Consider the following 11690-nt stretch of genomic DNA (forward strand, 5'->3'; position numbering starts at 1 on the left):
TTTACATTCCAAATATCTGAACAGAATTTTTTGCGAATTCAAGAATGGGTGAAAAGTATATACCGAACAGGAGTATCGGAACCAGTAAAATTAATAAAATGGTTTTGGACGGCAGGTCGAACTGAATTATGCCTTCATTTGATTCAGGCTTGTAGAAAAACATGTTTTTTACAACCCGGATATAGTAAAAAAGGGAGATAACGGTAGTAATACCGGCAATTGTCACCAGCCAAATCCAACCGCCGCTTATTGCAGCACTAAAGATGTAAAGCTTGGCTACAAATCCTCCCGTAGGTGGAATTCCTGTTAGGGATACAAGGAAAATTGTCATAGCTATACTTTCCAGGGGAGCCCGGAATCCAAGGCCTTTATATTTTTCAATCGACTCGGTTTGAATAGAATTGGAAAAAAGCATCGCAACATAAAAAGCACCCAAGTTCATAAACAGGTAGATAAAGAGATATAACATGATGGAGGCCAAGCCTTCCTGGGCTAAAATTACGACGCCCATCAACAAGTAACCGGCATGTGCAATGCTGGAGTAAGCAAGCATCCGTTTGATATTATCCTGCCGGAGAGCTGTCAGGTTCCCTACAATCATGGCCAGTGCCGCCATTCCACCCAGAAGTGTTGTCCAATGAATACCCTCAATAGTTTGCCAAATTCCGGTAGCCGTCAGGCCGTTGGAATCAATAAAGGAGACGGAGAAAAATCGAATCAATAACCCAAGAGCAGCCGTTTTAGATGCAACTGCAAGAATCGCGGTAATGGTAATGGGGGCCCCTTCATACACGTCAGGTGCCCAAAAGTGAAAAGGAACCACTGCAATTTTAAAGCCCATTCCCACTAAAATCATCAGGATAGAGATATTCAAAATCATTGGAATATCCGCGCGATTCTGTAATGCATCATTGATAGCTGCCAGGTCTGTTGCGCCGGTGAATCCAATTAAAATTGAAATTCCGTATAACATGATTCCCGAAGACACCGCCCCGTAAATAATATATTTCGTAGAGGCTTCGGCTGAATCTGTTTCCTTTTTAGTAAAACCAACAAGTACATAAGAACTGATACTCGTCACTTCAAAAGCGATGTATATCATCAGCAAGTTGGTAGAGCTCACCATAAGCATCATGCCAAGCATCATGCCGGACAAAAGCATATAATATTCACCTTTTCGGGTGTAGTAACTGTCAAGTTCTTTGCTTTGAAGCGAGAACAGTACAACGAAAATGCCGGCAAGAACCAGTAATAATTTGAAAAAGACGGCAAATGGATCCACAACAACCATATTGTAAAAGAAGGATCCATTTTGACCGGCTTGAAATAAAATGGTGATTCCTGAAATGACCAACCCACCCAGCATGATCCAACCGGTGACCGGTTTATCACTTTTTATGATAAGATCAGCCACAATGATCACACAAAGCGTCAGGATAATGACGATCTCCGGGTAAAACTGGCTTATACTATGTAATGCTTGTTCGATCATGATTTTAAATTCTTCAGTTCGTCACAAATTCAACCAGGAAGCTCAGCGATGTATTCATCAGTTCAATCGCCGGCGCCGGGTAGATGCCGAGAAAAACGATGAGGATAATCAGCGGTGTAAATGCGAGGATTTCTCGCGGTGTGAGATCTTTAAGATCTTTCAGTTTGTCAGGCCGTTCCCCAAGGTATACTCGCTGAACCGTCCACAAAATATATCCCGCAGTGAAGATGATGCCTGTTACGGATATCATGGTAATCCACTTGTAAGCTTCGAATGCCCCCAGGAAGGAGAAGAGTTCACTCACAAATCCGTTCAATCCCGGCAGGCCAAGTCCGGCAAACATGCCGATCATTGCAACGCCGGTATACTTGGGCATCTGGTTTGCAATTCCCCCGAAATCGTAGAGTCCGCGGGTATGTGTCCTGTCGTAGAGTACACCTACTGAGAGGAAGAGTACGGCTGTAATTATTCCGTGGTTGAACATCTGCAAAACACCGCCAACCATTCCCTGCGTGTTGAGTGCAGCAATACCAAGCACTACAATACCCATATGACTGATGGATGAATAGGCGATCAGTTTCTTGAAATCGTCCTGGGCCATTGCACATAGCGCCCCGTAAATTATGCTGATCATTCCCAGGATCGCCATAAAGGTTACGAAGTACTGGGTTGCATCCGGGAAGATGGGGAAGTTTACGCGAAGAAGCCCGTAAGTTCCCAATTTCAGCAATATACCGGCCAAAATTACACTGATAGGTGTTGGTGCCTCAACGTGGGCATCAGGCAGCCAGGTATGAAATGGAAAGAGTGGTATTTTAATCGCAAAGTTTATAAACAGTGCCATCCAGGCAACGTAGCGCCAGGTTGTATCAACACCGGTTAAGAGTCCCCCTTCAATATAATTCTCCGGATTCATCATATGGAGCATATTGAAGGTGTGAACGGTCTGTCCGGTTGCAGGGTCGGTATAAGCAACACTAAAGTAGAGAGCAAGCATGGCAAGCAGCATCAGTATACCGCCAACAAATGTATAGAGGAAAAACTTAATAGCCGCATATTCTCGTCTTGGGCCGCCCCAGAGGCCAATCAAAAAGTACATTGGCAGAAGCATCACTTCCCAGAAAATGAAGAACAGGAAGAAATCAAGCGCAACAAATACACCCATCATCCCGGTTACCAACAGCAGGTAAAGTGCAAAATAACCCTTCACCATCTTCTTAATATTCCATGAAGAGATCACCCCGATCAAACCGATCAGTGAGGTAAGAATTACCATAATTGCGCTGAGGCCGTCCAGCCCGAGGAAGTAGGTAATTTCAATGCGTCCAACCCATGGAACAGAATCGACTGTGATCCAACTAAAATGTTCAACGAACTGGAAGGTTTCCGCTTCGTTGATACCAATTTTTGTTCGATCAAAAACCGAAAAGATGACGATTGCCAAAACAAGCTGGATACCCGTGGCGACAGCTGCCGTCCAGCGAATGGCATTTTCGTTTTTCCCGGGTATCAGCAGTACGGCCGCCATCCCCAAAATCGGGATAAAAACAAGCCAGGTTAGAATACCAATGCCTAATATTTGAAGTTCCATAGTAACCGTTCTCTTATTGTTTTTCTTTCAATATCGTTAAGTCATTTATAAGAACAGGATGAAAAGCACCAGGAAGCTGAATACTACGTAAACCAGGTATACCTGAACTTTTCCCGTTTGAATTTTACTGAGCAATCCGCCGGCCCTGTCAGCCGTGTTCGCAGTTGCGTTAACCAAGCCGTCTACAACGTTGTTATCAATCCAGCCGCTGATGCTCGATATAATTTTTGTGATATGTGCGGAACCATTCACAATGCCATCGATGATATTCTCATCAAACCATCGCAATATCTTCGTCAGAATAATGGTACCCCCTACAAAAGCCTTGCTATAGAACTCATCGAAATACCATTTGTTGAAAGCTCCTTTGTAAAGTACTCCCGCATGTTCTGCAAGTTTATCTGCATTGACTTTCTTCCATTGATACATCGCAAAAGCCAATAACACACCGGCACCGGCCATCAGGATAGAGATAATCATCGCCATACCGTGAATGTTTTCTACCGCTTCGTGAAACACGTGGGCCGAGGCGGGTTGAATCAGTTCGGGGACAACGCTCATCGGTTGTTCTATCGCTGCATAAAACCAACCGCTTGCAGCACCCAATGGATTGAAACTGTAGAATACAAAGAGGGATAAAGCAGCCAGGACCATCAATGGAACCGTCATCACTTTTGGAGACTCTTTGATCCCTGAAATGATTGATTCATCCGCTGGTTTTCCATGGAATGTGAGAATGAGCAGCCGGAACATGTACAAGGCTGTCATCGCAGCAACGGCAAATCCGATGACCGGGAGTATCCAGTGGCCGTTCATCGTGCTGAAGGCAAGAGTACCGGCCAAGATCTCATCTTTGCTTAGGAAACCGGATGTGAAAGGAATACCCGATATAGCCAACGTAAATACCAAAAATGTGATATAGGTAATCGGCATTTTTGATTTCAGGCCGCCCATATTTCGGACATCCTGGGCATCTGTATGATGATCTTTTGCTTTGTGCAAACTTTCATGCATCGCATAGATCACGCTTCCTGCACCCAGAAAAAGCCCGGCTTTAAAAGCCGCGTGTGTTACAAGGTGCATAAACCCGGCAGTGAAAGCGCCCACTCCCAGTGCCATGATCATATACCCAAGCTGACTGATTGTAGAGTAGGCCAACACCTTTTTGATATCAAACTGTGTGATTGCAATTGTTGCCGCAATTAAAGAAGTAATGGCCCCGATATAAGCAATCACCAACAAGGCGTCTGATGTGAGCATTGGAAAAACTCGTGCTACAAGATAAACGCCTGCGGCCACCATGGTAGCGGCATGTATTAGAGCACTGACCGGCGTTGGGCCTTCCATCGCGTCGGGCAGCCAAACGTGAAGCGGGAACTGGGCTGATTTTCCTACCGCTCCGCAGAAAATCAGAATACCGGCGGCTGTCAGCCATTGTTCACTTCCAAAAGGAAGCTGTCCGCTGTTGATTGAACTGAATATCGCTTCAAATGTGAAAGTTGAGTAGGAGAAGAAGAGGATCATAATCCCGATAAACATCCCGAAGTCTCCAATTCGGTTGACAATAAACGCTTTATTTGCCGCATTTGATGCCGATTTTTTTTCATACCAGTGACCAATCAGCAGATAGGAACTGATACCAACCAACTCCCAGGCCGCATACATCAGCAGCAGGTTATTTGTGATAACAATCCCCAGCATTGAAAAAGAGAACAAGCCGAGGTAGGCATAGTATCGCGAGTATCGAACATCATCCTTCATGTATCCCATGGAGAAGAAATGAACAAGAGTACTCACCAGGGTAACCACAACCAGCATGACCGCTGCAAGATTATCGATTGCAATTCCAATCTCGATACTCCCGGAACCAATCAGTACCCATGTAAATGAATGAGATATCATCTCTTCGGAATGCGAACTGACTTTATTAATCAGCAGGTATATAGACAGAAGTAAAGAAATTGAGATGAGACCGGAGGAAAGCCAGTCACCCTGCCTGGGTAATTTTTTACCAAAGAAGATCATCAGGACAAATCCCAGTAAGGGTAACAGAAGAATGATTATCGGTATAGTTGTAAACATGTGATATTCTCTATTATGTTATTTCCTTTTCTGTCAGCATCATCCTTTCAGCATGCTAATGTCATCAAGATTAATTGTTTTAAAGCGTTTGTAGGCATTAAGTACAATTGCCAGAGCAACGGCAGCTTCCGCGGCTGCTACAATAATCACAAAGAGCCCGATCATGTGACCGTCCAGTGAGAGATCGGTAAAGCGGCTAAATGCGATGAAATTTATATTTGCCGAATTCAGGATCAGTTCTACCCCCATCAACACCATAATTACATTTCGTTTCGACAGGACGGCCATAATTCCTAATGAGAATAGTATGGCACTCAATATTAAAAAGTGAGAAAGTCCCGGATCAGCAAGCCATTGTAAGAATGAAGGTTCCATATCAATTGCTTTCAGTTGGTTTAGAGTTTAATCGGGTGGCCATGAGGATAGACCCGATAATTGCTATAAGCAGAAGTACCCCGGCTATGATAAACGGAAGCAGGTAATCACTCATCAGCATGGTTCCGAGAATTTCAACTGTTTCCTGGGGTGTTTCCAGGTTTCGGGAAGCCCATTGAGTCGTAGTAAATACATAGGTCAATAAAACCAATGCAGTTACTGACAAAATGGAAGCAGGTACAACGTTTACTGTAACTGTTTTAAAATTCAATTTGGCAGACTCTTGTGAGGTAAGCATCACACCGAATAAAATGAGTATCAAAATACCTCCTACATATACAAGCAGTTGAGTTGCCGCCAGGAAATCGGCATAGAGCAAAACATAGATAGCGGCGACTCCTATCAGGGTAAACATCAATGCAAAAGCAGAGTGGACGATATTTTTTGAGAACACCATAATCGACGCAGACCCGATGGTAAGGATCGCAAAGACATAAAAAAGAATTGCAGTAAATTCCATGGATCAGGACTCCTCGTCGTCTTTTTTGTTATCTGGTTGTTTCGGCTTTGGCTTTGGCTTCGGCTTCGATTTGGCCTTGTCCTTTGCTTTTGCCTTTTTCTCTTTCATTTTTCGTTCCCGCTCTTTCTTTTTCTCTTCCGCCTCTTTTTCAGCTTTTTCTTTTACCTCGTCTACTTTCTCAGGCGTTAAATCACTGAAGTGATAGACTAAATTCGTTCGGTCAAATTCTGAATACTCGTATTCGGGAACCATGTAAATACAGTCTGTAGGGCAGGGAAAGGTGCACAAATCACAGTACATGCATTTTGCCATATCAATATCGAATTGTGTGAGCCAAAAACGTTTTGGATTTCCGGTAGATGTTTTACCCAAGTCCACATCAGAGGTGGCCATTACGGTTTCAATGTCTATACAGTTTACCGGGCAGGCGCGTGCACACAGATTACACCCGATGCAATCATCAATATTAACATAGAGTTTTGCACGGGCTCCTTTTGGAAGTTCAACTTTCTCTTCAGGGTAGAGTTCAGTAACTGCAGGTTTGAAGAAGTGACGGATCGTAACTCCCATCCCGGTAAAAATTGATTTAAATGTCGTCCAGCCTTCTCTAATTACAGTTGTCATAGCTTCAAACTTATTTTTATTAAAAAACTACTTCCCACAGCGCCACAAGTATGAGGTTAACAAATGTGGCAGGAATTAAAATGCCCCAGCAAATATGCATCAATTGATCGACCCTGTATCTTGGCAATGTCCAGCGTATCCACATCATCACGAATACCAACATGAACCCTTTCAGCAAGAACCAGAAGAATCCCCAGGCCGGACCAGACATAAAGCTTCCAAACGGGCTGTTCCATCCGCCAAAGAAAAGTGTAACTCCCAGCAGAGACAGCAACAGCATATCGGCGTATTCGGCAAGCATGAACATGGCCCATCTCATTCCTGAATATTCCGTTTGGTATCCTGCAACCAGTTCTGATTCAGATTCGGGCAGGTCGAAAGGTACCCGGTGTGATTCCACAAGGATGGAGATAAAAAAGATGCCGAAAGCAATGATCAAAAATGGATTTTGAAAGATAAACCAGTTGGGAAGGAACCCGAGTATGTCGTTGCCGGACTGCATTTCCGTAACTGTCATCAGGTTCAGAGAGCCGGATACAACAATCACTGTTAACACAGTGGCAATCGTAGGCACCTCGTAACTGACCAACTGGGCTGCACTCCGCATTCCTCCAAGAAGCGACCATTTATTGTTTGATGCCCATCCGGCCATTATTACACTTAGTGTTAAAACAGATGTAATCGCTATCAGGTAAAAAACACCAATGTCGATCATACTTCCGATGTACCAACTGCTGAAAGGGAGAACGGCAAATGCGGCATAGGATGCAGCAAACATCATAAAGGGTGCAAATTTGAACAGAAACCGGCTGGCATCTTTCGGAACAATGTCTTCTTTCTGAATTAATTTCAGAAGGTCAGCAATGGATTGGGCCCATCCATGCCATCCGCCAACTCTGTGAGGGCCCAGGCGGTCCTGTATAAAACCGGCAACCTTTCGTTCTCCCCAAATGGCTACAAGCGCATAAACAAGTATGATTGTAAGCGGAATCAGGGCATGAATCAGCACAGCAAGTACCGGGTTGATATTTCCGTAAGACTCAATCATTTGTTATCGTTTTAGATATTAAACTCTTATTTAGTTTTGCAGTAAAGTTGGTTTCGTTTGGCTGTTCGGTACATTTCCACACCTCTATTTTTTATGACGTTTTCATCGATCCACTTCTCCAAGAACGATATCAATACTGCCAACAATGGCCACCATATCTGCAATAAGTGATCCTTTGGAGATGGCCGGAAGCATACTCAGGTGTACAAAGCTTGGTGCCCGCGCTTTCACCCGAAACGGACCGCCCTTTTTATCACTGATGATGTAATACCCCAATTCGCCTCTTGGAGTCTCTGTTCGGCAATAAATTTCGCCTTCCTTTAATCGAATCCGTTTGGGCACAGCTTCAGTTACATCTCCTTCATCGGGCATGCCGTCCAGCGCCTGTTCAATGATCCGAAGGCTTTGTTCCATTTCACGAACCCGGACCATATATCGGTCCCAGCAATCGCCGAGGGTTCCCACCTCTCCGCTGCCTACAGGGATATCAAAATCAAATCTGTCATAAATAGAGTAGGGATCATCTTTTCTAAGATCCCATTTCATGCCGGAACCTCTCAGTACAGGTCCGGATGCAGCATAATTGAGTGCAACTTTTTCAGGGAGTACCCCGATATCAGCCGTACGATTGATGAAAATCTTATTGTAAGAGAGAAGATCATTCAGCTCTTTAATTTTTGGGCGGAAAGTCTTGACGAATTCAGCCGTATCTTTTTTGAAATCTTTGGGAACGTCCTTCATCAGTCCGCCGACCGTCATATAATTGTAGAGTAATCGGGCGCCACTGGTTTTTTCAAATATGTCTAGTATTTTTTCTCTTTCCGTAAAGAGATAAAGAAAAGGGGTAAAAGCTCCGAGGTCCAGGCCAAAAGCACCGATGCCCAAAAGGTGACTGGCGATTCGCTGCAACTCTGAAATAATTACGCGGATATACTCCACACGTTCCGGGATCTCTAACTCAAGTAATCTCTCAATGGCAATCACATATCCCAATTCTTGATTCATGGCCGATACATAATCCATGCGGTCGGTGTAAGGAGTTACGCTGGCGTAGTCTCCCAGTTCTTCGGCGTATTTCTCAAAACATCGGTGCAGGTAACCAATATTTGGGCGCACCTCTTTAACCACTTCGCCATCCAATACAAGCTCCAGTCGAAGAACACCGTGCGTGGAGGGGTGCTGCGGCCCCATATTGATGACCATCTCCCTTCTTTCAGAATTACTATCGGTCGTTTTATTCATCATCACTTCCATAATATCTCCTTATTCGCCGGTAGGCATCCCCTGGTAAAATTCTTGTTGAACATAATCCTTTCGAAGCGGATGGCCTTCCCAGTCTTCGGGACAGAGTATTCGTTTATGATTGGGATGTTCATCAAAAATCACTCCCACCATATCCCAGGCTTCGCGTTCATGCCAGTTTGCTGTTTTCCAAATCGATTCAACGGATGGCACATGAGGATTGTCAATGGGTACCCGAACTTTGATGGCCAGCTTATGCCCCAAACTTGTGGAGTTTATATGATACGTTACACCTAACTCCTCTTCTTTTTGATAATGTACACCGCTGAGGCACATCAATACATCAAACAAGAGTTGTGGATCGTCTCGTAAAGTTTTCATAACAGGTTTTAGAGAGGAAGCCTCAACCAAAATCCATGGTTCGCCAATATCACCTGTTTGATATTCCAGGCCGGCTTCCTCGTTGTTCTCTCTCAGGTAGTTGAAAATCTCTTCGGGCAATTTCATTTTACGATGTTTGTTTAAGCTCAGGTGCCGGTTTTCGTTTCTTTTTCTGGATCTTCTTTTTTTCCTTCGATAATGGTTTCACCTGTAATTTTTTCCTGCAGTTTCAAAAATCCTTCAAGCAAAGCTTCGGGTCGAGGCGGGCATCCGGGAACGTAAACATCCACCGGAATCACTTTATCTACTCCCTTTAGAACATGATATCCATGTTCCCAATAAGGGCCGCCGCAGTTGGAACAGGAACCCATGCTAATTACATAACGTGGCTCAGACATCTGTTCATAAAGACGTTTAATACGTGATGCCATTTTTAACGTCACGGTTCCCGCAACAATCATCACATCCGCCTGTCGGGGTGATGAGCGCGGTATAATTCCAAAACGGTCAAAATCGTAGCGGGAGGCAGCTGTTGCCATCATCTCTATAGCGCAGCAGGCAAGACCAAACTGTTCATACCATAGGGAATTCTTCCTGGCCCAGTTGAGGGCACTTTCAAGCGACACGATAATAATGTTACTGTCGTGATATTTTTTATCGAGCATTCCCATAATTCAGATACTTCTTTTTTAAAAGTTCTCTTTCTATAATTTTTTTGCTGAAGGTACAGTCTCTCTCTTCTCTTCCTCTTCAATCACCCCAACGTTTTCTTCATAGCGGGGTATAAGCGGCGCAGGTATATCCCATTTTAATTCGCCTTTGCCGAGTTCATAGATAAACCCGATAAAAATCAGGAATACAAATACAAACATCACGAAAAAGGCAAACCATCCAATCTCTTTAAAAACAACTGCCCAGGGAAACAGAAGTAAAATCTCTACTTCAAAAATCAGGAACATCAATCCAATAATGTAGAACCGATTGTTGAATTGAATACGTGCATCTCCAAATGGAATCTCACCGCATTCGTAGGTCATCAACTTTGTGTCGTTAGGCCGGTCAGGACGGATCAGTTTTGATACGAATAGTGCAACGCCTACAAACAGGGCTCCTGTAATAATAAAGAGAAGGACATAACCAAAATTTGTAATCATCTGTCTTCTGTTAGTTCGTTTGAAAATTAAATTATGATATTTATACCTATTTATCCAAAATTATTTGTTTCAAACATTAAAAAGATTTCAGAAAGCAAAAAAAACTATGAAACAAAAGCGAGTGAAAAAGTATCAGAATTTCATACAATTCAACGATTATTCGGATGACCGAAAAGAGGATCATGCCCGACATTGAAAAACATAATTATTTAAAGAAATTGATTTACATTGAAAAAGATATGGCTGTTTTTCTGATAACGAATATGGAGAGATGAATAAAATACGCTCTGTCGTAAGCTGGATTTTAAAGCTCGCACTTCTGCTGGTTCTGTTCAGTGTAATTTTCATCACCGGGACAATGGTAATGACCGAAATACCTGTGGACGCAATATCTGAACCGGGCCCATTTTCTGAGACTGCCGGTTTGCTGATATATGCTGTTACACATGTAACCGTAATTTTACTTTTAATCTTGACCTCACGCTGGAAGAGCTTGAAACTATCGGCAGCACTCTCGTTTGCTTATTACGGTGCGGTAACTCTTCTCACTCAAATTGAGACCTGGTATTTTCTCTCCTCTTTAACCGTTTCTGAAGAGCTGCTAATTCAGCTATTTATGATGGGTATACCTGTAGCTTTTGTGTTCATTCCCCTGGCGGTATGGATAGTTGGCGATACGAGATTGACGTCCAACGGAAGGAAAAAATTCATGCAGTCCATTCCACTGAAACAGTGGATCTGGAAACTAATGGCTATTGCTGTGATTTATGTGATTTTATACTGGCTGGCCGGTTATTTTATAGCCTGGCAAAATCCAGATTTGAGGGCATTTTACGGTTCACCGGGTGAGATCACCCCGTTCTTTGAACATACATTGAATACTATTGAGGACGACCCCGGTCTTTTTGCATTTCAGATACTGCGCGGTTTACTTTGGACATTGTGCGCTGTGCCAATTATTCGGGGTTCGGGTGTAAATGCTTGGTGGACGGCTTTATTGGTGGGGCTGTTTCTGAGTGTTCCTCAAAATATTGGCCACCTTCTCTCCAATCCTCTCATTCCTGATGCAAGTGTACGGATGAGCCATATGATTGAAACTGCTTCTTCTACATTTCTTTTTGGTTTGATTATCGTTTGGCTGCTTCACAGAAGGCATCAATCACTCCGGGATCTGTTGTAAG

The 11690-nt window shown here is 43.6% G+C and carries 12 protein-coding genes; 1 reads left to right on the forward strand and 11 read right to left on the reverse strand.

Annotated elements, in window-relative coordinates:
• Position 1: 1 nt before the first annotated feature.
• The 11 genes from L6773_RS02145 to L6773_RS02195 form a co-directional block, all read right to left on the reverse strand.
• A complete protein-coding gene (locus L6773_RS02145; RefSeq protein ID WP_237852193.1) occupies positions 2 to 1492 on the reverse strand; it encodes an NADH-quinone oxidoreductase subunit N in 1491 nt (496 codons plus the stop codon).
• A 13-nt stretch (positions 1493 to 1505) separates the two neighbouring features.
• Positions 1506 to 3083 (reverse strand): complex I subunit 4 family protein, encoded by a 1578-nt coding sequence (locus L6773_RS02150; protein ID WP_237852194.1) that lies wholly within the window; start codon positions 3081 to 3083, stop codon positions 1506 to 1508.
• A gap of 45 nt (positions 3084 to 3128) precedes the next feature.
• A complete protein-coding gene (nuoL, locus tag L6773_RS02155) occupies positions 3129 to 5165 on the reverse strand; it encodes an NADH-quinone oxidoreductase subunit L (RefSeq protein ID WP_237852195.1) in 2037 nt (678 codons plus the stop codon).
• A 39-nt stretch (positions 5166 to 5204) separates the two neighbouring features.
• Positions 5205 to 5540: an NADH-quinone oxidoreductase subunit NuoK gene (gene nuoK, locus L6773_RS02160; RefSeq protein ID WP_237852196.1), complete on the reverse strand. Its 336-nt coding sequence runs from the start codon at positions 5538 to 5540 to the stop codon at positions 5205 to 5207.
• A 1-nt stretch (position 5541) separates the two neighbouring features.
• Positions 5542 to 6060 carry an NADH-quinone oxidoreductase subunit J family protein gene (locus L6773_RS02165; RefSeq protein WP_237852197.1) on the reverse strand — a complete coding sequence of 173 codons (519 nt, stop codon included), beginning with the start codon at positions 6058 to 6060 and terminating at the stop codon, positions 5542 to 5544.
• Positions 6061 to 6063: 3 nt separating this feature from the next.
• Positions 6064 to 6684, reverse strand: a complete 621-nt coding sequence (locus L6773_RS02170) for a NuoI/complex I 23 kDa subunit family protein (protein ID WP_237852198.1) — start codon at positions 6682 to 6684, stop codon at positions 6064 to 6066.
• Positions 6685 to 6703: 19 nt separating this feature from the next.
• Positions 6704 to 7732, reverse strand: coding sequence for an NADH-quinone oxidoreductase subunit NuoH (gene nuoH, locus L6773_RS02175; protein WP_237852199.1), 1029 nt, complete (start codon positions 7730 to 7732; stop codon positions 6704 to 6706).
• 102 nt (positions 7733 to 7834) lie between these two features.
• Positions 7835 to 8977, reverse strand: a complete 1143-nt coding sequence (locus tag L6773_RS02180; RefSeq protein ID WP_237852200.1) for an NADH-quinone oxidoreductase subunit D — start codon at positions 8975 to 8977, stop codon at positions 7835 to 7837.
• Positions 8978 to 8995: 18 nt separating this feature from the next.
• Positions 8996 to 9481, reverse strand: a complete 486-nt coding sequence (locus tag L6773_RS02185; protein WP_255727676.1) for an NADH-quinone oxidoreductase subunit C — start codon at positions 9479 to 9481, stop codon at positions 8996 to 8998.
• 20 nt (positions 9482 to 9501) lie between these two features.
• Positions 9502 to 10026, reverse strand: a complete 525-nt coding sequence (locus tag L6773_RS02190) for an NADH-quinone oxidoreductase subunit B (protein WP_369431046.1) — start codon at positions 10024 to 10026, stop codon at positions 9502 to 9504.
• Positions 10027 to 10059: 33 nt separating this feature from the next.
• Positions 10060 to 10509: an NADH-quinone oxidoreductase subunit A gene (locus L6773_RS02195; RefSeq protein WP_237852201.1), complete on the reverse strand. Its 450-nt coding sequence runs from the start codon at positions 10507 to 10509 to the stop codon at positions 10060 to 10062.
• Positions 10510 to 10780: 271 nt separating this feature from the next.
• Here L6773_RS02195 and L6773_RS02200 point away from each other — a divergent pair, with 271 nt between their 5' ends.
• Positions 10781 to 11689 carry a hypothetical protein gene (locus tag L6773_RS02200; protein ID WP_237852202.1) on the forward strand — a complete coding sequence of 303 codons (909 nt, stop codon included), beginning with the start codon at positions 10781 to 10783 and terminating at the stop codon, positions 11687 to 11689.
• Position 11690: the final 1 nt, after the last annotated feature.

The organism is Rhodohalobacter sulfatireducens (assembly GCF_022012475.1).
In the GTDB taxonomy this organism is placed as follows: Bacteria; Bacteroidota; Rhodothermia; order Balneolales; family Balneolaceae; genus Rhodohalobacter; species Rhodohalobacter sulfatireducens.

Coding starts and splice junctions, on each gene's coding strand:
- L6773_RS02185 (WP_255727676.1), bottom strand. CDS start 9,481: ATGAAATTGCCCGAAGAGATTTTCAACTACCTGAGAGAGAACAACGAG.
- L6773_RS02170 (WP_237852198.1), bottom strand. CDS start 6,684: ATGACAACTGTAATTAGAGAAGGCTGGACGACATTTAAATCAATTTTT.
- L6773_RS02200 (WP_237852202.1), top strand. CDS start 10,781: ATGAATAAAATACGCTCTGTCGTAAGCTGGATTTTAAAGCTCGCACTT.
- nuoH (WP_237852199.1), bottom strand. CDS start 7,732: ATGATTGAGTCTTACGGAAATATCAACCCGGTACTTGCTGTGCTGATT.
- L6773_RS02190 (WP_369431046.1), bottom strand. CDS start 10,026: ATGGGAATGCTCGATAAAAAATATCACGACAGTAACATTATTATCGTG.
- L6773_RS02145 (WP_237852193.1), bottom strand. CDS start 1,492: ATGATCGAACAAGCATTACATAGTATAAGCCAGTTTTACCCGGAGATC.
- L6773_RS02180 (WP_237852200.1), bottom strand. CDS start 8,977: ATGATGAATAAAACGACCGATAGTAATTCTGAAAGAAGGGAGATGGTC.
- nuoL (WP_237852195.1), bottom strand. CDS start 5,165: ATGTTTACAACTATACCGATAATCATTCTTCTGTTACCCTTACTGGGA.
- L6773_RS02150 (WP_237852194.1), bottom strand. CDS start 3,083: ATGGAACTTCAAATATTAGGCATTGGTATTCTAACCTGGCTTGTTTTT.
- nuoK (WP_237852196.1), bottom strand. CDS start 5,540: ATGGAACCTTCATTCTTACAATGGCTTGCTGATCCGGGACTTTCTCAC.
- L6773_RS02165 (WP_237852197.1), bottom strand. CDS start 6,060: ATGGAATTTACTGCAATTCTTTTTTATGTCTTTGCGATCCTTACCATC.
- L6773_RS02195 (WP_237852201.1), bottom strand. CDS start 10,509: ATGATTACAAATTTTGGTTATGTCCTTCTCTTTATTATTACAGGAGCC.